At 35.7% G+C, this 20,411-nt stretch carries 24 protein-coding genes and 4 pseudogenes; 1 reads left to right on the top strand and 27 read right to left on the bottom strand.

The annotated features are described in order from the left end of the window. Window positions 1-494: 494 nt before the first annotated feature. From ACFX40_RS12355 to ACFX40_RS12225, 27 genes and pseudogenes are all read right to left on the bottom strand, one after another. Window positions 495-986, bottom strand: a pseudogene (locus ACFX40_RS12355) (SMI1/KNR4 family protein). A 41-nt stretch (window positions 987-1,027) separates the two neighbouring features. Next, the gene (locus tag ACFX40_RS12350) at window positions 1,028-1,471 is read right to left on the bottom strand and encodes an SMI1/KNR4 family protein (RefSeq protein WP_377255066.1); all 444 of its coding nucleotides are present in this window, start codon (window positions 1,469-1,471) and stop codon (window positions 1,028-1,030) included. Between the two features lie 56 nt (window positions 1,472-1,527). After that, window positions 1,528-2,043, bottom strand: a complete 516-nt coding sequence (locus ACFX40_RS12345) for a SecY-interacting protein Syd (protein WP_028408199.1) — start codon at window positions 2,041-2,043, stop codon at window positions 1,528-1,530. Between the two features lie 87 nt (window positions 2,044-2,130). Then, window positions 2,131-2,574, bottom strand: coding sequence for an SMI1/KNR4 family protein (locus tag ACFX40_RS12340; protein ID WP_377255701.1), 444 nt, complete (start codon window positions 2,572-2,574; stop codon window positions 2,131-2,133). Between the two features lie 189 nt (window positions 2,575-2,763). Further along, window positions 2,764-3,186, bottom strand: coding sequence for an SMI1/KNR4 family protein (locus tag ACFX40_RS12335; protein WP_377255698.1), 423 nt, complete (start codon window positions 3,184-3,186; stop codon window positions 2,764-2,766). 193 nt (window positions 3,187-3,379) lie between these two features. Beyond that, window positions 3,380-3,781, bottom strand: coding sequence for a ribonuclease toxin immunity protein CdiI (cdiI, locus tag ACFX40_RS12330; RefSeq protein WP_377255063.1), 402 nt, complete (start codon window positions 3,779-3,781; stop codon window positions 3,380-3,382). A 32-nt stretch (window positions 3,782-3,813) separates the two neighbouring features. After that, window positions 3,814-4,170 carry an Imm3 family immunity protein gene (locus ACFX40_RS12325; protein WP_377255061.1) on the bottom strand — a complete coding sequence of 119 codons (357 nt, stop codon included), beginning with the start codon at window positions 4,168-4,170 and terminating at the stop codon, window positions 3,814-3,816. A gap of 136 nt (window positions 4,171-4,306) precedes the next feature. Then, window positions 4,307-4,558 carry a hypothetical protein gene (locus ACFX40_RS12320; RefSeq protein WP_033579280.1) on the bottom strand — a complete coding sequence of 84 codons (252 nt, stop codon included), beginning with the start codon at window positions 4,556-4,558 and terminating at the stop codon, window positions 4,307-4,309. 190 nt (window positions 4,559-4,748) lie between these two features. Then, window positions 4,749-5,150 carry a ribonuclease toxin immunity protein CdiI gene (gene cdiI, locus ACFX40_RS12315; protein ID WP_377255058.1) on the bottom strand — a complete coding sequence of 134 codons (402 nt, stop codon included), beginning with the start codon at window positions 5,148-5,150 and terminating at the stop codon, window positions 4,749-4,751. Window positions 5,151-5,177: 27 nt separating this feature from the next. Further along, window positions 5,178-5,570: an immunity 50 family protein gene (locus ACFX40_RS12310; RefSeq protein WP_098524911.1), complete on the bottom strand. Its 393-nt coding sequence runs from the start codon at window positions 5,568-5,570 to the stop codon at window positions 5,178-5,180. A gap of 126 nt (window positions 5,571-5,696) precedes the next feature. Next, window positions 5,697-6,094 (bottom strand): annotated as a pseudogene (locus ACFX40_RS12305) (DUF6985 domain-containing protein). A gap of 94 nt (window positions 6,095-6,188) precedes the next feature. Further along, window positions 6,189-6,425, bottom strand: a complete 237-nt coding sequence (locus ACFX40_RS12300; RefSeq protein ID WP_028412997.1) for a hypothetical protein — start codon at window positions 6,423-6,425, stop codon at window positions 6,189-6,191. A 328-nt stretch (window positions 6,426-6,753) separates the two neighbouring features. Continuing rightward, window positions 6,754-7,224 carry a DUF6985 domain-containing protein gene (locus tag ACFX40_RS12295; protein ID WP_028408190.1) on the bottom strand — a complete coding sequence of 157 codons (471 nt, stop codon included), beginning with the start codon at window positions 7,222-7,224 and terminating at the stop codon, window positions 6,754-6,756. 239 nt (window positions 7,225-7,463) lie between these two features. Next, window positions 7,464-7,850 (bottom strand): hypothetical protein, encoded by a 387-nt coding sequence (locus tag ACFX40_RS12290; RefSeq protein ID WP_028408189.1) that lies wholly within the window; start codon window positions 7,848-7,850, stop codon window positions 7,464-7,466. 144 nt (window positions 7,851-7,994) lie between these two features. After that, window positions 7,995-8,354 (bottom strand): Imm3 family immunity protein, encoded by a 360-nt coding sequence (locus ACFX40_RS12285; RefSeq protein ID WP_028408188.1) that lies wholly within the window; start codon window positions 8,352-8,354, stop codon window positions 7,995-7,997. 457 nt (window positions 8,355-8,811) lie between these two features. Beyond that, window positions 8,812-9,219: an Imm48 family immunity protein gene (gene imm48, locus ACFX40_RS12280; protein WP_028408187.1), complete on the bottom strand. Its 408-nt coding sequence runs from the start codon at window positions 9,217-9,219 to the stop codon at window positions 8,812-8,814. Window positions 9,220-9,592: 373 nt separating this feature from the next. Then, complete coding sequence (locus tag ACFX40_RS12275; protein ID WP_328173523.1) at window positions 9,593-10,078, bottom strand: Imm30 family immunity protein; 486 nt, start codon at window positions 10,076-10,078, stop codon at window positions 9,593-9,595. Window positions 10,079-10,488: 410 nt separating this feature from the next. Beyond that, complete coding sequence (locus tag ACFX40_RS12270) at window positions 10,489-10,878, bottom strand: hypothetical protein (RefSeq protein WP_195696792.1); 390 nt, start codon at window positions 10,876-10,878, stop codon at window positions 10,489-10,491. 385 nt (window positions 10,879-11,263) lie between these two features. Next, window positions 11,264-11,731, bottom strand: coding sequence for a DUF6985 domain-containing protein (locus tag ACFX40_RS12265; protein WP_162214411.1), 468 nt, complete (start codon window positions 11,729-11,731; stop codon window positions 11,264-11,266). A gap of 14 nt (window positions 11,732-11,745) precedes the next feature. After that, a pseudogene (locus tag ACFX40_RS12260) lies at window positions 11,746-12,386 on the bottom strand (HNH endonuclease). Next, the gene (locus tag ACFX40_RS12255) at window positions 12,373-12,603 is read right to left on the bottom strand and encodes a pre-toxin TG domain-containing protein (RefSeq protein ID WP_102813928.1); all 231 of its coding nucleotides are present in this window, start codon (window positions 12,601-12,603) and stop codon (window positions 12,373-12,375) included. The pseudogene ACFX40_RS12260 and the gene ACFX40_RS12255 overlap by 14 nt, the downstream one beginning before the upstream one ends. A 321-nt stretch (window positions 12,604-12,924) precedes the next feature. After that, complete coding sequence (locus tag ACFX40_RS12250) at window positions 12,925-13,266, bottom strand: hypothetical protein (RefSeq protein WP_028408180.1); 342 nt, start codon at window positions 13,264-13,266, stop codon at window positions 12,925-12,927. A gap of 17 nt (window positions 13,267-13,283) precedes the next feature. Next, window positions 13,284-13,921, bottom strand: a pseudogene (locus ACFX40_RS12245) (transposase); the annotation flags it as partial. 136 nt (window positions 13,922-14,057) lie between these two features. Then, complete coding sequence (locus tag ACFX40_RS12240) at window positions 14,058-14,453, bottom strand: immunity 22 family protein (RefSeq protein WP_033579301.1); 396 nt, start codon at window positions 14,451-14,453, stop codon at window positions 14,058-14,060. Between the two features lie 19 nt (window positions 14,454-14,472). Then, window positions 14,473-16,947, bottom strand: a complete 2,475-nt coding sequence (locus ACFX40_RS12235) for a T7SS effector LXG polymorphic toxin (RefSeq protein WP_377255053.1) — start codon at window positions 16,945-16,947, stop codon at window positions 14,473-14,475. Between the two features lie 200 nt (window positions 16,948-17,147). After that, the gene (locus ACFX40_RS12230; protein ID WP_377255050.1) at window positions 17,148-17,420 is read right to left on the bottom strand and encodes a DUF5344 family protein; all 273 of its coding nucleotides are present in this window, start codon (window positions 17,418-17,420) and stop codon (window positions 17,148-17,150) included. Between the two features lie 6 nt (window positions 17,421-17,426). Then, window positions 17,427-17,780, bottom strand: coding sequence for a YwqH-like family protein (locus ACFX40_RS12225; RefSeq protein WP_098659301.1), 354 nt, complete (start codon window positions 17,778-17,780; stop codon window positions 17,427-17,429). Between the two features lie 336 nt (window positions 17,781-18,116). Between ACFX40_RS12225 and ACFX40_RS12220 the strand changes: the two genes are divergently transcribed. Next, window positions 18,117-20,249, top strand: a complete 2,133-nt coding sequence (locus ACFX40_RS12220) for a GDYXXLXY domain-containing protein (protein WP_377255047.1) — start codon at window positions 18,117-18,119, stop codon at window positions 20,247-20,249. Window positions 20,250-20,411: the final 162 nt, after the last annotated feature.

The raw sequence follows: 20,411 nt of genomic DNA, 5'->3' as shown, positions 1-20,411 counted from the left end.
CAAACTATTCCAAAAATTCAGCTCAAAACCCAAAATAACCTTCTTAAAAATTTCACCTACTATAACTATACTCACTCGAATGAACAAACATCACTATAAATAGAAATGCCTGTATTCTTTTTGACTAGTTATACGTAGATGTATATATATATGTATAGAGCACCGGCTCGTCCAGGTGCATTTTTAGAAAAATTAAGTATATATTACAACAGCTAATTCTCAACAGATATTGCAAGTTACAATATCTATGTCATATAACATACCATGAAATAAGTGAATAAGTAAATGATTATTCAGAAATTTATGTTATAAAACCTAACATGTATGTTGACTTTTACATAGACTATATATATATTTGAATATTTAAAAGAAAACCCTCCAAATTTGGACGAGTGACATATTGTTATACGCTCGAGCATTTTTTTGATGAAGCATTTCCACAAAAATACCCTTTAGAGACTTTAGCAAATCAACGTGCACTTACAAAAAGCTTTTCAATCATGTAATTTACTTGAAAAATCCGTAAACGTATCTGCGATGTAAAATACATTGCTCCTTGCACGTTCTTCCACTTGTTCTTCCGTTAAACCTTTCTCTTCCATTAACACTTCTTTTTCAGGGGCATTTTCGTGTTCCCAAAATACCACAATCGGGTTGTCTATATTATTTTTATAATCTAAACAAATTAAATTTCCAGCGGGATCATTCGCAATAGGAAAAACCTTTTGCGGAAGCATAGGTTTATATGGTTCATATTTTTGAACAATGTACTCACTGCTTTTCTTATCAAAGCTAAATAAACTACCAAAACAACGCTCTACGTTGCCTACATTAAATTCTGCTGGTAATACGCTAGCACCTCCATTTATTTTTACACAATCAATATAATCTTTAGGTAAGTGGAATCCTAATTGCCTTCCACTTTCTTCAACCTCATTTTCTGATACTTCTCAATCAGCATATTCCCACTCTAAATCTTTTCTCATCTAATTCCTCCTTATAAATAGAGACTATTCCATAACTCCAATCAGAAATGGATATTTAATTCTTCACCAATCGCTTTTTCTAGATATTCTTCAAAGCTTCCGGCTATAACGTTTTTTCCGCCAAAGTCAAAATCAACTATGATGATTTCTTTATTAGGATATTGAAAGCCTACTGGATTTCCCGCACTGTCTACTCCAATCACAACAAAATGCTCGTATCCTTGAGGCAACATATTTCTGAACTGTATAGATTTATCTACAAATGATGATGTAGACACAAACTCTGCCTCTCTTAACCCTAAAACAACCGCTTCACCAATTGCCCCCGAACCATACCTCAAAAGAAACCTTTTAAAATCCTCTGGTAATTTCACTTTTAGCTTAGCTTCAGCTTGTATCACTTCCTCACTTTCAACAGCCCCGCCAAAAGCTTCAGGGTACATTTCCAACTCTTGGTCTACTGCATTTAACAATTCAATCTTCATTCCATGCCTTCCCTTTCTGTAGGTGATAATTTAATTCTTTTTTTTACATACTTTTGTTATCTTTGTAAACGCAGGCTAGAAATTAAATCTTCTAAGGAGTTTACAATTTCTTTAAAGCAACCTCGTTCAAAATCTTCTAATTCAATTTTGCCGCTGAGGGTATCAATCACAACTACCAAACCATTGCCTTCTATACCTATAGGAACCTTATCAAGCTTATCGCGATTTCTTTTATATCCCTTTAAGTTCCTTTCAAACGTATCCAATTCAACATTTGATAATACAGCTTCTAACGTGATGTAATGGCTATCCAGAAAACCATCTAACTCCGCAAACCAGTAGGAATTAAAATAGCAGTCAATTGAAGAATGAAATGTAATATCAAACCTTTCTTCAAGTGGTGTTATATCGCTATGATTATTTTTTGGAACAGGGTTCCATAAAATTTCTTCGTCTTCATCCACTTCCCCTTGATAAATCATTGATTGAACATTTTCGTTGTAGGTTGTTTTAAATAGGAAATCCAAACCTTTTTCAAAATATTCTCTTCTTACCTTAAAATAGTTGCTCATAGCATCTTTCATTGCCAATAACATCACCTTCACTTAAGACTTTTTCTAATCATTCAGCATATGTTCGTTCTGTTTCTTTACGCCCTGTTATCTCGGATGAATTAATTCGTCTAAAAAATCCTTAAAACTATGGGCTACTTTATATGTATTTTCTTCTTCACAAGATTGGGGGAAAGAAAGAGAGTGGTCCCAGTAATACACACCGTGCTTTTCCGTATCAGTAATAAGTACAATAAGTCCCGAACCAGGATCATCTCCTATTACCAAAGTATACGGCAACATATCTTCTTCAAACTCTTCATAGCATTTAATTAAATCAAACGTTCTTGTTACACCTATCCCATACAAAACATCTAAAGGAATTTCTTGATTTAATTCTTCAACAAAAAATTTACTATATCTTACTTTTGAAGTTCCTCCGTTATATTCAACTAAAAATTTTTTATAATCTTCCGGAAGTAAAAACCCCAAAAGTTCTTCTAATTTGCCTATTGATTCTTCCGTTGCTTGACCAAAAGCATTTAAATTCATTTGATAACTATCTGGCAAGTTTACGTTGATCGTATCTTCTCCCTTTTTTATTTCATCAATACTGACTCCATCAGTCAAAAAGACAGAATCATTATATTCGTTTGTAACCTCTATGTTTTTTTCTTTTTTCATGTTACTTCTCCTTTCGTGCCACCTGTTACAACCGTTCTTTTTTTATATGTAAAATGATCAGTCCTCATATAAACAATTAAGAAAATCGTTGAAGCTATTTGACAAAAAATATATATTTTCCATTTCTTCAGTTTCCTCACAATGAGCCCAATGATAGACTTGTCCGAAATACTGGTTGCTGATCCCAATACATATTTGATTCCCGCTTGGGTCATCTGCTATTGGCATAAACCCTGCTTCTACAATTTCATTGAAAAGATCAAACTTTTTCTCTAAATTGTCATACATGGTTCCAATTCCATAAAAAATGTTTACTATACTTTCACCCAGCTTTTCAGATATCTTATAAACACTTGGATTTGGATAACCACCGTTATATTCCAGTAAAAAATCTCTATACTCTCTTGGAATTGTAATAGAATGACTATGCTCAAATCGTTCTAAATCTTCAATGGATAAACTTTCATGCATTCTTTCCATTTTCACTAAAACTCACTCCTTATTGATTAGCTTCTTCACCATTTCATTGCTATTTCTACTATATAGATAGTTTAAAATAACATTTACTAATAGGTGACTGAACGTTTAAAGGACAACGTTTTTAACCTTGTCCTTTGTATACAATTTCTACGTTACAAAACTTAAAAAGCATTTAGCCAATTATAGCAAGCGATTAATCTTTTATATCATATTGATCTTTTATCTTTAAAAGGAGTTCTTCCACGTCCTCAGTATGCTCAGCGTACCTTTTTATGTAAAATTCGCACGCCGTTTGAAGATATTTGTATAACTCTTCGTGCGTTACAGTATCCTCTCCCTCTGCATCTACACCATAGTAAAATAAAACATGGTTTTCTCCAAAAAACTCTTCATCCTCTTTATCAAATTCATCTGAATATACTACCCCCATATAATCCCGTCTTTCGACATATTCCTTTAGGAAACCTTCTAGTACCCTAACAAAGTCATACTCCATCACAAAATCACTCAGCACATCAATAACTGAGCCCTTGTTGAGTCCTTTTTGTTCGTACATTTGAATCAACTTGTTTTCATCATCAAAACTAGTACTCATTATGTGATTTCCTCCTTCCGTTTTGCAGATAATTACTTTGAATAAGGATTATAATCTACCTTCACTTCACTGAGACCATCCAATACGTTTTCTATCCTGTTAGCCAAGTCTTCTCTTTCTTCTTGCGTCAATTCATTTGTACCCTCTATATCTTTAAACATGCTTAGCCTTCGGGTGATACATTCCACATATCCATTGAAGATTTTATTTTTGAATAACAATATTTCACCTACAGCAGTATCCACAATGAAGTCTTCTACTTTTCCAAGGTTTATATAATCATTAATTGTTCTTGCTATTGCATACTCATGTCCTTTATTTAATTTTAAATAATCGCTATAATCTTCTCTAATCGCCTCAAATATTTCGTTATATTCCCAATCTTCCATAGTATCACTCCTCCTTTGTCTAGCATCAATACCTAAAAGGCAACGTTTTTCAACCTTGCCCTTGACATTACTGACTTAATTTATTTAAACACAAAGCTCTCTTGTAACTATTCATTAAAAGTTTTTATTATATTTATCATGACTCAAAAGCTGCTTTTTCTGGAAATAAGCCACCTTCTCTTATAAGACAAACTGCTAACCTTTGAGCGGCTCGATCAAAATAAAATGTAGAAGCAATGTTTTGCTCTGGCAAGCTTTCCAACTCTAGAACCTTCTTGGTTACTTTATTTAACTCAATTTTACCCATCATTTCTTCATTAGGTCCAAATTTATAAACGACATTTTCATCATCTTCATATTCCTTTAGTAATAAAACATACGAAGCCAATTTTTCTCCTCCTCTGGCGGATACAAGAAACACGGATGTTTAATGGTTTTATCATATAAGCTCCGCAACTCATTTTTTCTATCGTTAGCATAATTTATCACGGAACAACTATTTATTATTTTAAAGTTGCAAAGCAAGAATAAAAATTCCTCCTTCCGCTTATAATGGCCCGTAAAAAAGCCTTTTAGATTTATTCTGAAGGGCTTTGACTATGACTATATGTTTCTTTTATTTTCAATAATAATTCTTTAATGATCTTTTCCTTCTCAGCGTGTTTCCTTATGTAAAATTCACATGCAGCACTGATATACGGATACAACTCCTCATCATTCACAATATCATAGTCTTCATCACCATTCCCTGAATAAAATAAAACGTGATGTCGTCCAAAATACTCATCATCATCTTGTTCATATTCATCCGAATAAATTACTCCTCTATACTCCCGACGCTCTCCTTCTTTATTTTTAAAATTTTCTAAGCGTTGTAAAAAATCATGTCCATTTACATATCTATTCAAAACATCAATAATTGCTTCTTTATTCAAGTTATTCTGTTTCATACCCTCAATAAATTCTTCATATACGTTCATACCAATCCACCCACTCTACCATCGTTCTTATGGTGTACCTATTAAACCAGGCTTTATTTGCTCAATCCTTGCCCAGTCAAATAAACACGTAATAGACATTTTATTACTACACTGAATTTTTATAGATCCCTCTTCCCCTATGTCTTCCATTTCGAACTGTTTAATTTCATTCATAGTTCCAAATGAATTGATTTCTAATTCTCTTACACCAAAAAACGACATCTCAACATATACTATGTCCCATTCATTCCATCGTTTAGGCTTATTTTTGACCATCTCTTTAGTAGATAATTCAATGAATAGTGTTGGACCATCTCTTTTTATTTGGACATTCAATAATTCAGAACCATTAAACGTTAGCACCCTTCCAAAAATGCCAATAATGGCTTGAGCATTCATTATCCTACTTGAATTAATCATGCATACACTCCTTTAATTCACAAAAGGATACTATTGTGTTGTTTTTGTTTTGGATGTATCAAATTTTTCATGTTGCACCAAAGCTTGATTCAGTAACCTTATCATCTATACTTTCAAGAGCCTACTTTAGATGGCAACATCTTGATAACCTACTTCCTCTACTTTTTCATCTATAAGACGAATTCCTAAACCATTTTCCTGATCCCATGAACAATCAAATGAGATCCCTATATCACGTCCATCGCGAAGGAATTCATAGGGAACCGAAATGCCTACTAGTGTTATATGTTCTATTAATTGATCAACGGTTTCAATTAATGGATAGTCTTGGCTAAATGAAACATCATAACCGAGCTCATGCCTTTTTTGCTTATAGTACTTTATCGCTGCAATATATTATGTTGGACATTGTTCCAATTATCCATTGACGAGCTGTATGCCACGTATTGACCTTCATCGAAGCTTCCATCATCTTCTCCACCTATTAATAATGCTACCTTCGTATCCTTTCCTAAAAATTTTATAGTTCCATACCCTACCCATGTATAACGTTGATTCTTGTATACAACTTAGGGAAGCCTCACTTTTAAGAGCCCCCCTAAAAAGCACTACCGTTTGTTAATATGACAGAGCGTAAATTCTATCGGTATCAGTATCTAACACGAAGTCAACCTTAATATCCTTTGAATAGGGGATTTGCTCAAAGTTGTGAAGCCTGCAAAATACGTTAGAAAAGTCTTTTGACTCAATGGTTATCTCTTTGGCTTGAAGATACATTTGCTTCAATTGTTGTTTTGAACACTTTTTACCCGTAAGTAGAACTTGATGAAAGAAACCGTCAATTTCAATAATCATAATCATCACCACTGTTTGCTCATTAGTCTAAGCTCGGTACCTAGCCTCAGAATATAATAGCCATCTTCACTAAATTTAAAAGTATATCCCATTTTCATTTCCGTCTCATATTTTTATTTTTGATAAAGGGGAAAAAGTTTCACAAGTCCACTACCGAACAGCAAGATTGTACGCCCTTCTCTTTTAATAATGCAGCCTGAAATTTAACTTCAACAAAGCGTACGAACAGCTTTTTACGTTGACTATTGTTTCTTGTAACAAAGTTTAGCATTATAGTTGTTTTTTATTATGATATACCTAGGTGGTCGTGTAAAAAGAGCCTCCCAATTTAAAGTACAACGTCTTGATAACCTATCTCGGTTACTTGACCTTTCACAAGACAAAGTCCTAATCCATTTTCCACATCCCACGTACAGTCAAACGTAAGCCGGATATCAAGAAAGTCGTTAAGGTCATAATCGGGAACAAAAATTCCAGCTAAAGTTATTTTTTCGAGAATTTGAGTAGCTGTTTCTATTAAAGGATACTTTTCGTTAAATTCAACATCGTAACCAAGTTCATATCTTTTTTGTTTATAATAATCTAATATAGACTCCAACATACTTTGTTGGAGTTGTTGCCACCTTTCTAGTAAAAAATTATATGCCCTATATTGTTCTTCCTCAAATTCCCCATCAGATTCCCCCCTGACTATTAACGTCACCTTAACTTCGTTCTCAAAAAACTCCATGTTTTTATATCCAATCCAATCATAAGTATTAAACTCAAGTTCACCAAAGACCGCATCATTTAGTTTCATTCTCTCTCTCCTTTGTTGTTTATTAAGAGACCCTCCTAGCATAAACGCTGCTACAAGCACTTCACCTACTCCAAGTGTTCATTAGCTCTCACGCCATGCTAAGCTCTTTCAAAATCATAAATAGGTTTTATACACATGTATTTTGATTCAAGGTTATTAATTTGCTAGGCTGCACTCTCTATTAATTCTATAATTATTCACTAGTTATTCAGTTCTTAAGTTTCTTATAGACCACTGTTTTATTCACCACAAAGTGCTTTTTCTATAATCTGTTCAGCCGTTAAATCTTCATTTGAATAGTAAATGTATTCTGAGATATCTTTCTTCACGGCATTTTCTACTATTAATAACAGATTATCAATTTCATATTCCTTTTCAGAAACATTCAGTATCTTGGTGACCATATTAATCAACTCTTTTTTAGAAAAGTTGTCTTTTTTCCTGTTCTCATAGTCGATTATTCTATTACTAATGTAGTCGTAATTCTGATCAGAATAAAATAAACCAGCCACATCAGGAAAAGTTACGAGTGGCTGAAGTTCTACAATTAGTTTATCAGAAGGCTCTAAAAGAGTTCTTTGCTTTATTATTTCTTCAACTTGTTGTCTAATTTTTGTTTGCTTCATCTTAACGCTCCCCCTACAATAAACTCCCTAACAAAAAGTGCTTGTTGTCTTTAATTGCATGACACCTTTATATCCCTTAACAACCTCTACATTACAACTGACGAGTTCGTTGCTTTAATATACCTTTGATGCTACTCATGTTCATCATCCACCAGCTGAAGAATTATAATCTACCTCTACATTTTGTAGTCCTACTATTACTTTATTCATTCGTGCCAATAAATCTTTTATTTCGTCTAATGTTAGCTCGTCTTCCGCTTCATTTGGGTTAAATTTTCCTAACCTCCCTGCTATACCTCTAATGTGCCCAACGAAGACTTGCTCATGGGTAATTGCAATTTCTCCAATAGCAGTATCCACAATAAAATCTTCTACCTTGCCTAAATTATCAAATTCATCCGTTAGTTTTGCTATAGCATATCTATACCCTCTATCTTCGTCTAACAACTCTTTATATGTTTCCTGAATTGCATCAAATATTTCATTATACTCCCAATCTTTCAATAGTCTTCTCCTCCAATAAAGTAACCATTTTCGTCCTTCTTTACCGTATCATCAATTAATAATATACCTTTCATTTTTTCAACTAGATTCAAGTTCCTACCTATTCTCTCTTTTTTAATCAAGAGGGCCTTATAGGGATATGTGTTCGATTAGCAAAATCCTCATTATACATTCCCCTTTAACGTTATTAATCCTCCACCGTAAAACAATTCGTACCAAACTTTGTATAAAGCTAAGCGGCTCAAACTAGTTCATTATGATGTAAGTAAAATCTTTTCATTTGAATGTACCTCTTTCATCTTAACAATCGAAAAGAGCCAATAGCGATAATGCTATTGACTCCCTTTTGTAAGACATGTTTCCGAATAAGTTCTCAAGAAATTTTCAATATACCAATGGGCTTTCCATTATATCGACCGCTTTCTAGCTTCACATGCCAGTCATTTACTTTAGCCGTTTACCTTTCGGTGGCTGCTTTAACCACTTCAATAATATTACAAAAATCTCGTGATAATTTTTCAGTTTCACCATTTTTATACATAAAATATCCTTCCAACCCTCTATGAATAATAGCAAACATAGTAGGGTGAAAACCTTTATCGGTGGAGTTAATAAGAAACTGGCTAAATTGAACAGCAGACTCTAAAGAATACTTTAGTTTTTCATTTGCAACCTGAATCATAGCACCCTGTATCTCAACAGGTGTACTATTTTTTTCATGCCCCAACCCATTAAACATTCCAAAAAGGTACGCACCCAAGATTTGCTTTTCTTGTTCATCATTGCTGTCTATTTTAAAAACCTTATCTATAATAGTGTTTGTAATACTTATACATTCATTGAGGAAATCTTTATTTCCTTCCAAAAACTTCACTCCTTATCATATAATTTTTATATCTCTTTTAGGATATTCTCCAGTTCATCCACATGGAATATAATCATCTATTAATTATACTTTCTTTAAACATTTCTTCCGTAAACACCGATCGTAAAATAATGAGGTTTCATTTAAATCCCCCTTAGTATCAAAAAGAATGCAGATGATTTATTCTCAAATTGTATTTCTCCTAGTTTCTCTTAACACCAATTAATCATAACAGCCGTATGATGCTCCTTATGTAAATCCACTCCTACATATAACCCCGCTACCTTGACACCTTCAAGATCTTGCTGCTTTTGTGCTGATGACAGGTAGGATATCAAGTAATATTTTAGTCGCTTTATGTACAGATTCTGTTTTATTGATTTTGATTTTCATTTAATTTCTCTAAGATTGAATTAACTTTTTCTGAATATACATCTGGATTGTCCTCTCTTATCTCAAGAAGAATTCCTTTAATTATTTGTTTTGTTGAGCTATCTACATCTTCTAACGCGTTAATATAAGATGCTACTAAACCTTCCGAATTTAAAAGTGTCCGATGAATTCTTTCCGCCCAGAATTCTGCATGAGGTAACATTTTAGGAATACCAATAGCCAAGTTGTATAGTCCTTCCTCCGTCCCAGAACGGTCAGCAATATAAAATATCGTTTCAATAAGGTAATCGCCAACTGTTGGCTCAGCAATATCTTCCTCAAAAATTGTACAAAGGTCAGGGATTATATCATTTGTTCCTCTGTGCGATAATTCATTAAGAATATTTTCAAACTCTTCAATGTTATCTCCTTCATTATCTAGAAAACGCATTTTGTATAAAATAGAAATATCCTCTTGAAATTTCATGGTGCTTTTCTCCCTTTCTATCCACTGGTAATTTAACTTACCAAATATCTGCAAACCATTATGCCCACATTATTTATAGGAATAAATATATTCTTTACCTCTTATATAAGGTGATGTTTGTTCAAGCTTGTGAATGCCTTTTAACTGTTCAAAAGGCGTCATTATCTGAAGTTGAATTAGTTTTTCAAGACCTACTTCCTTTAGCAAACACTACTACGATTTATGTTTTCAAAATATGGTGCTTAGTCGCTGTGCTTCAATTGCTTTACTATATATTCGGGGAATCGTTACCCGTTTATAAAAGCTAGATTTTTATCATATATCCAAAACTCAATAGTGAGTTCACAACACTTTGTCACTTAATTCCGCATTCAGCTGATAGAGTGCCTTTTTAGGTAATGATAAAAAGATTATATACATAAACTACGTTTCACTCCTGCCAATAAATCTATCAGCTCAGTTTTCTCTGGGTTTTTCTCCATTTCCTTATGTACATTTATATCTAAATAATCATAAAATGTTTCAAAATCTAAAAAAGCTATTTGTTCAATTTTAACAGCTGGATACCCTAACTCTATCAAAACATGTTTTTCATCTAGTAGTCTAGGCAGTTGCGCCATATCATATTCATCTAAATCAGACTGAAAAAGAGCAAAGACAATCTCTTGTCCATAACCTTTTCTTTCAGCAAAGCTTTTTAATGCTTTTTCTAGATATTTTCCATTTATGAAATTAAAATAGATTACCATCAATTTATCAATCTCTTCTTTACTTTCATTTACTTGATATTCTCTACTCATTTTCGCCCTCCCGTAACATTATATCTTTAGTTAATTAATAATAGGGAATTCTTCTTCATAGGGTGAGACAATCTCCACTATGTCTTCTGGTCATAAATCTTCTTCATTAACAAAAATTGAGTCAATAAGGTCTGAACAGGGAACATTCCATTCTAGAATTTCTATATATTCACTTTTCAAAAAAACTTTGAAAAGAGTATATCAAGTTTTTTGTAATCGTTCGTCTTCTTTCTTTACAAATTATCACCATCTTCATTGTGTCTATTCATCACCCAGTAAAATGTCATCTCACCTAAGCTCGTACTCCGTTTTTCTATTTTATCATTACATACAGTACTCCCTGACGGTACAACCATCATGAGTTTTTACTTTTTAACAGCCTATTTCAAATTGCAACATCCTGGTAACCTACTTCAGCTACTTTTTCATTTAATAAACGAATCCCTAGCCCATTTTCTATATCCCATGTACAATTAAATGTAAGTCCAATATCTCGACCGTCAAAAGAACCTACATAGGGAACAACTATTCCATCTAAACGTATCATCTCTGATATTTCATTAGTTGTTTCAACTAATGGATAGTTTTCATTTACTTCAATATCATAACCTAGATCCTGACGCTCTTGTTTGTAGTAGTCTAATATGGATGGCAAAAGGCTTTGTTGTAACTGTTCCCAATTTTGCATAAGTGAAGTATATGCTGCATATTGTTCCTTATCAAACTTACCATCCTCAGCACCTTTTACCATTAGCGCTATCTCAACTTCATGACCTAAAAAGACAATGCTAGTATCCTTAGACCAAAGCAAATCATATTCAAGCTCACCAAAAACCGCATCATTTATTTTCATCTTATTTCTCCTTTTTATTTATTAGCAAATCCTCCCGGCTTAAACGCTCCTGCATTTATCTCTCCTACTCCACCAAGATGACCAAATCTTTTATTTATCTCTGTCGGTACAAGTTGCATTATTTTCCCATCATTTAATTCATGCCATGTTAATTTATTTATCTTCCGATAGTTTTCTACTTCTTTGATAGTAACCCTACCTGGTTCCATTCCAAATTGGCGTGTTAATTCATCTGACTTATTTAACTTATTTGCCAACTGCTGATCTGCTTGAGAAAATTGTAAGTCCTAGCTTTCCCACCATAATTCCCACTTCCTCCAAGCATATAGTCAATTTCAATTTGAGCCTTTGATACTGGTAAAAAATCAGGAACTCCATTTTTATATTGGATACCTTCAATACCCGCCTCATCGAATATACGTTTCAATTTTGGATCTGGTGGTGGTTTAAGTGTACATAAAGATTCTCCTCTGATTCCTTCAAATTCAACCCTTGGATTAACCTGTGCAGACGTCTGATTAACCCTTGATTCATAGGAACTAGCAAATTTCTCTTGCTTGAAGGCTGGCGGAATATCGGTACTACTATTACCCGTACCCTTAGAAACAGCTTCCTGATTATGACCCCCTTCAACATTCGCCTTAGCACCAACCAGGCTTTTCCACTTTCTCCACAGCTTTTGACTCGCCCTTGGGAACATCTTTAACCTTATGCTTGGTTACGGTCTTTTCTGCTTTGTTTACACGAAGTACGTATTCTGCTCCTTTGCTTCCGTATTTCACCACTTTCCCTGGCACTCTCGCAAAGCCGCCAAAGACAATTCCTGCTCCAGAAACAGAACGGTCAAAACTAGATAGTTCATTCCCAGTAATAGGATCGTATCCTACACTTGCTTCCCATCAACCTTTTACATTGGAAACCACAGGCACCATATCCGCTGCAAAAGAAACAGCTGCTAGACCATCCTTTTGTTGCTTTTTAGCTTCCTCTTCATATACACTTCTTGCGATTTCAGGCTTTGTATAATTCGGATATATCTATAAGAAATACTTATTTAATTTTAATTTCACTATATATGGAATTTAAGTAATACAGTTAACCCCTATGTCAAAGAAATTAAAAAATTTATAAAAAACAAAATAAACCTTGAAAGGTAATGTAGCCCATCAAGGTATATGTTTAAAGTGACGTTTTTATTTTTGATTATCCCTTTTCCATACACTTTCTCCCTCAGTTAAAAAAACTGCACTAGGAGGATCATCGTAAAGTGAAATTTCAACTAATGAACCTTTTTTTATTAGCCAATTGTATAAACTACTTTCCTCACTAGTAGGATGCGCTAAAATATCATTTACTTGAAATACAGCTGCATCATATTCGGTATAATTTACATCGTCGTCATCTAACCCATTATCTGTTTCAAAAACTGTATCTAGTTCACCAACAATCCTTAATCCATTTTCCCATTCTAGTATCATGTCACTATGTCCATATTTTCTTAATGTTCCTATTAAAGAGTCGTACCCCGTATACATCCTCTTTTCTTTTGTCTTTACAGCCTTGATGGTACTATATGAGCTCCATCTTTGCCAGAATGTATCAATCCATTAGTAGTCTCAAGGTATTCACCGTTATTTCGATCATAGTACTTCCAAATATTTTTACTAAAGTCTACTCTTTCTTTTTTACCGTTTGGCAGTAGTTGACCTTTCCCTGCAAACGTATCAAGCAATTCATAAGCTGTTTTATATTTCATCATACCATATACAATGTTTACAAAACTTCTCATAATACATACCAATGCTTGTCCTTTTGTTTTTCCCTCTTTAGTTTCTTTTGATAATATACATGAAACACTGGGTTTCTAGGTAACTTACTTCCTTTCGCTACTTGCACTTGCTGTACGGCTAAATTATAAAATAAAGCGTGTAGCGCCCTGTTTCCTTGTTTACTTTTATGTGTCTTACCTTTCCCACCAGAACCAAAGTAAACAGGTGCAATCCCCGCAAATCGTGCTAATTTATTGGCATTTGGAAATAACTTTACATCCCCAATTTCTGCAATTAATGCCGATGCCGTCACAAGTTCTATTCCCGGCATCGTCTCTAATTGATAATCTAGTAGATTTACTAGCTGTTTTAATTCCCTTTCGATGTATTTAATTTCCTTCTTTAAAAATTTAATACTTCGTGCACTTATAAAATTATAATGTGTCTACCTACTTCTATCCTAAAATGAAAAAAAGCACCTTTTGTCATTAGACAAGAAGTGCTTTTTTCTTCAGATAATATATTAATAAATATACTTAGGTTCTTTAATTCAAACTCTAATCTTCATAAATAACAGAACCCATATATTTAAGCTTCCTACCATCAAGTTTTGCTTCCTCAACAAGTTCTTCATATTCAAAATCATACAACCGAATAACAATATTGTACGGCTCTTCTAAGCTTTCACCATAAAAGTCTTCAAGTTCACTTATAAGTGAATCAGAATACGAAGCATTCTTTAGTAATTCGGACAAAGAAGATGTAGGATATTCATTGTAGGTACATTCTAATAAGTCTTGATTGTACTCAAGGAAATTTATCTGAAAATCATTCATGAAGCTCGAAGGGATTCTATCTCCCTCATCATCATATTTTATTTCTACATACTTGCTTAACAAATCCTCATCACTACAATTTCCAAACCAAAGAGAAACAGCTCCTGGGTTTTCCATCATAATCCCCCTTTTCTATTTACCTAAGTCCTTCTGGCAATGAATCAATTCCACCTTTTAACCTATAATGTGCCCAATTTCTTAATTTTCTTTTAAATGTATCGTAGTCAAGTGAGTAATCAATTAAATTGAGAAGCTCTCTATGAGCTTTGCCAGAACCATCAAACCCATGTCTTCCTACCGGATTAACAAATTCAACATCTTTCGTTAACGTTCTCATTTCTGCTATATCTTCAGCCGTTACACCCCACCGCTTAAAAATTGGCGCTCGTGATACTAAGTGCCATTCATGGTACCCACCAGGATAACGAATTCTACTCTCAATAATAGTCCTTAATTTTGGAGTAGACCAGGCTAATTCAAATTCATCTACGCTCAATTCATTAAACCATTTTGCAAAGGCTTTACTTCCGGGCATAGTCTCTGATGTAAAGGTTCTAGTCCTCGCGGTTTCTTTTACAAAGTGGTCTTTTACCAGTTTATTTAATTGCGCATTTGATAATTTTTTTTCCTTCTGTTTTTTATTAGCAGAAGGTTTTTTTCGAGTGTCAGGTTTCACTCTACTTGCTTTAGGTCTTACCGGCTTCGGTATACTAGTATTACCCTTAGAAACAGCTTCCTGATCATAAACCCCTTCAACATTCGCTTTACTATCAGGCTTTTCCACTTTCTCCAAAGCTTTGGACTGACCTTTCGAAACATTCCCCATCTTATACGTCGTTAATCCATTTAACGCTTCACCAAAGGTCTTTCCAGGCAAAGCCTCTCCTATCCCTACCAGTTGAGGTTGAGGACGTAAAGTCGGCATCTCCGCATCTAGTAAAGGTTTGATCTGCTTTTGAAACGGTTCATACACCTTCTTCGACCAATTGCTTGCTGCTTTTGGGCTGACGACATTTCGCATATCGCTTAATGTTTTGGTTGCTTTATGTGCAGGTACACGCGGAACGTTTGTTACTTTTGGAACGGATTTTACCGCTCCTGCGGGTTTCGCTCCTCCAATGACACTCGCAAACAGAAACATGCTGTTTTCCCAGTGCTCTTTTGAAAGAGGTTTGTCCGGATTAAGTGCCTGCTGCCCTACATCTAAGAGTCCCATCGTTGCGTGATTGACAAAGTCATACGGTGAATCAAACGATTTTTCTCCTCGTTCATTCAACCCCTCTTTGAAGGAAACAGCGCCATCAAATCCGCCCATCGTTATATAGTTTCCAAAGTCATACAAGGAGTTGTACCGTTTATCTGCTCTCTCTCCCATACCGGCCCAAATGTCTTGTGCTACGCCTTTAGTACCCGTAACTGTACCTTTTGCTAAAGTTATAGCACCTTCTCCTACGTCCTTGACTACAGCTTTTATACCGGTTTCTTCTTTTTTAGCTTTAGGATTTTCACAGATTTCTGTAAAGTCAAAGGATTCAGCTGTTTTTTTAGTCCCAACACTCCTAACCTGACCCTGACGCATCACTGACTGCATAAGCATTCCCTCAACGCCCGTAGCGTTTTGAAGAATCTGTTGAGACGTTAGCATGCCCACAGTTGAAGAATCGTTGAGCGCCTGCAGGTATGGGCTTTTTTCAAGTTTCACTGCTTGCTCTGCAGGTGACAGTTCCGCTAGTTTTTTCATGTTAGCAGGTGCTGTATCCTGCTGAATTTGCGTTAGCACTTCTCTTATGTAAGGCGAGGTTTTTTCAAGCTTGTGAATTTCTTTTAACTGTTCAGCAGGCGTCATTGCTTGAAGCTGAATCAGTTTTTTAAGGCCTACTTCCTTTATCACTTTCTCTTGTTTTTCTTTTCTTGTCAAGGTTGTTGGAATGCCTTTTTCAAAAACCGAGACGCCTCCTGAATCGGTCATCGCTTTTTTCGCCAACGCGCTCAGCTCACTTACATTGCCCGGCTGAATGGAACCATTTTGAAACCCAGCTTTCACTTTAGAAAGCAGCGAGTTTAAAGATGTCAGCTGATCTTGAATGACTGAAAGGCTTTGCGTTTGCTGTTCGTCAAAACGGACTAAATCGTTCATCGTTTTGTCCGCTTTGTTTTTTGCTTGTTCTACTTCTGTTAGAAAACCTTGGTCGTTAAGCGCTGAAACAGAAGCAAGGTGACTGACTTTTTGAATCGCTGCATTCGCTTGATCGACAAGCGAAACGGTTGTATTTCTTGTTTGATTTAAATGCGCAGGAATAGTGTCTTGCAGAAACGGCTGCGTGATGTAGCCGTCTTCGCTCGGTTCAAATGAGCGCAGCGCATGTGTGATTTGAGTTAGTCGAGCTTCACAGGAAGTGAGTAATGAATGATACAGCGTTAAAAAAGAAGCATGTCCCGTTTCGTAAAAAGACCGAATCGCTTCTCCTCCTTTTCCTTTAAACGCATCATCTAAGCTTGAAAATGCCTGAACCTGTGAAATCAGGCCCTGAATTTGTTCTTTTTGACTTTTAATAGAGTCTAAGATAGCTTGAATATTCTCGTGAAAAGCATCGACATCAAGTGTTTTCAATAATCTGTAACCTCCTAGCTGTATCGATGTAGAAAAACAACAAACGGTTAACGAACAACCGCCCGTCATTTTTCTAAACCTAAGCGGACGCTCCTCTTTACAAGGCTTGCATCATCCGCTAGATAAAACCTTTTTATTTGAATGCCAAATCTATGCTGGTTGAAAGGTTGTTTTTGATAGCTTTATATAAAATATGAACATTATTTAGCGGCGTTTGCAGCTTTTTCATCTGCTTCTTTTATGGACTGCACGGATTTTTTGGTGGTGTTCAAATCATCGAGGAGCGTTTGCCTGTAGTCCACAATTAACGTTTGCAGCTGCTGGTTCAGCTGGTTTAATTCATCAAGCACCGCTAGTTCTTGTCCGCTTCCAACGTGAAACGGAAAAAGCGGCTGAAACTGCTGCGCAGCAGCGCTTAGGTCACTAAGCGTTCTATTAATTTCACCATCTATTACTTTAATTTCGTCTGCCATATTGCATCACACCTTATCTTTTGCTTCGTCTTCTTGCATTTTAATGGCGCGTTCCATCCCTTGTATATCCGATTGAAGCGCCGTAATTTTTGCTTCAATTGTCGTGATGGCATCCGTCAGCTGACGGGTCAGCAAATCATCGTATTCGTCTAACATAGCGGTCCGGATGTCTTCAAACCCAACAGCAAGGCTGCCTGACCAAGTGGCGGAAGTGAGCTCTGGTTCTTTTACCTTTTCCTTTGCACGTTCAAGCTCGCCTTTGACTTCCGTTAACGTGTTTTTACTAGCCGTAAGCTGCTGGATATCTTCATGTGCCTGCTTCACTTGGGTATACAGATGAGCAACAAACATCTCATTCATATGATGACACTTCCTTTATATCTATCTCTTGGTTTCTCTAACAGTAATTCCCTTTTATAGCTTATCAAATAAAGAAAGAGAGCACATCGGCACGTTTTCTTATATTTTTTGGGAATAATGTAGGTTTTTAGTTCAATACCCACTCTTCAGGATAAAATAACCAAAACTATCTTACCATTGACAATTTATCAAGATTTTTGGACTACTTTACTTGTTATTTCCGCGCCACTAAAAGGCCTTTTTACACAATTTTTTTGTTAAAACGCATTCATTCTTTCTATTTCCAAATATTTAAACATGCGCTAGTATATACATAATATAAAGAGGAGGTTGAGTATGAGAGAAAAGCTCGTAAGACTCGGTTATTTACTGGGGTTGGCTCTTGTTTTGTCCGGCATTTTATATTTCTTTGCATCGAACTGGCAAGGCTTTGACCGCTACACTAAAATTGCGCTGAGCGTGGGGCTGATGCTGCTGTTTTACGGAAGTGCGTTTGTAGTGCGAAAGCTCCTTCCTCAGCAGGCGTTTTTAAGTCACTGGACGCTTTTGGCCGGCGCTCTTTCATTTGGATTAAGCATCGCGCTTCTTTCTCAAATTTACAACACGCACGCTGAATCGTACTGGCTGTTTTTAATTTGGCTTGTGCCGGTTATTTTGTTTAGCTTTTTTACAAAGTATCAGCCGTTTCACGTGTTATCGTTTGTTTTATTTCAATTCACCATGGCTTTTTTTATTTCACCAACAGGCGCAGTTTCACAGCGAGGCGAACATGAGACGCTTTTACTTTACGCAGGAATGGCGTTTGTGAACTTACTCATCTTTTGGATCATAAAAAAGAAACAGCGCTCGTCTCCTGTGATCATGTACGCAGCGTTTTGTTTGTTTCACTACATTTTTTTAACTGTTTCCCTGCCGGATTTCACAGGCAGCTCTAAATTACGGATTGGTCTTATTATTTTTTATTTGCTGTTTTTAATAAGCTCCTTTTTTTATTTTTCAAAAGCGAAGCCGCAAAGGTCGTTTTTAGGGATTTCCATCGTGGCATTTGCTTTATTTGTTATTGAACAGTTTTTCTCTTTTATTTTTAAACACTACGCTGAATGGTCACTGTTCTTAGCTTTAGGATTCGTGATTTTATTTATTGGTGCAAGCGTATGGTTTGTCAAATGGCTCACTGCCAACACGTCAGCACAAAAAACCTCGCTCCGCGTAATCAAACGAATAGCGGTGATTGGGATTACGGCCATTGCGTCGGTGATCGGCAGCAGCTCTTTAGGAGGACTTGTCACACTTATTACAGGAACGTACCCAACAAACGGAATGCTTGTGATTGGAGTTTTGCTGATTGTGGCATGTTATTTGATTAAAGCAGATATTCCAACCGTGAAATATACGCTTTTAATGATGGGCGTATTAATTAGCGGCGGCGCTTCTTTTTTTGTGAACGACATTCTGTTTTTTATCTACGTCATCGCACTTGTAGCGCTTTTAGTATTCACGAAGCATACGCCCGTTCGCCTGTTGCTTTTTGTGCTAGTGCAAGGGCTTCTGTTAATAAAGGTTCCGACTGCTTACTATGACACTATCAAAATAGATTATGTGCTGCTCGCTTTGTTTCTATTAAATGCCGCTGTGTACGCGATAAACCTACACCACGCGTTTAAAAAAGCGGCGCTGCTTCTTGCTTTTATCTTTTTACTGTCGCTGACTGAATTAAGCGAACCGTCTTTTTTAAATATTATTTACTGCACGGTGTTTTTTGTAATTTCGACCGTCTTTTTATTTGTGACGGTACGAAAAGAGCCAAAATATGATTTTATTGTCGGCATGATCTTCTGGTTTGTTTTTTTAGCGATGAAATATTACGACTTTGTGTGGGATTTATTTAATAAATCACTTGTGCTCGTTATTTTAGGTCTTATCTTTCTTTTCCTAAGCAGGAAATGGGACCTGTCAACGCCTGATCAGCCGCAGCCGTCGTTTCTTGACCGCAGCCGAACCGCTGTATGGATCATCATTCTTGTTCAGCTCATTATGCTGGGCGGCATTTTCACTAAAAACGAAGTGCTTCTTCAAAACGGAAAAGAAATTAAGCTCGCTTTACAGCCAATCGATCCGCGCTCGCTGCTGCAAGGCGATTATGTTGAGCTGAATTACGACATTGCGCACGTTACCTTACCTCATGTGAAAGACGGAGAAAAAGTGAAGCTCGTTCTTCGTCCTGACAAACAAGGCGTGTATAAATACGCAAAAATCTACCAAGCGGATGATGACTGGAATAAGCCGTATACTTCTAAAGAAAAAGACGTTGTCATTACGGGCAGCTATCACGACTGGGGAATTCAGTACGGAATTGAGCATTACTTTATTCCAGAAGGAACCGGCAGCAAAGTGGAAAGCGAAGCTCGTTTTGCTACTGTACGAGTTGGAAAAAACGGAGATGCGATCGTTACAAAAGTAGGAAAATAAAAAAGAAGCCGCTTCAACATTGAAGCGGCTTCTTTTTGTTTTAATTGATAAATATGCCGATGATCATCGTTAAAATAAGAATCACAAAGAAAATAATGATTCCATAGCCAATCCATTTTATTCTTTTGGGCGTTCCTTTTACATTCATATCCGTTAATTTTC

Origin of the sequence: Priestia sp. YIM B13552, from assembly GCF_042787775.1 — a bacterium.
Classification (GTDB): domain Bacteria; phylum Bacillota; class Bacilli; order Bacillales; family Bacillaceae_H; genus Priestia; species Priestia megaterium_E.
The sequence above is the reverse complement of the archived record's forward strand: the minus strand, read 5'-3'. Positions and strand labels throughout refer to the sequence as shown.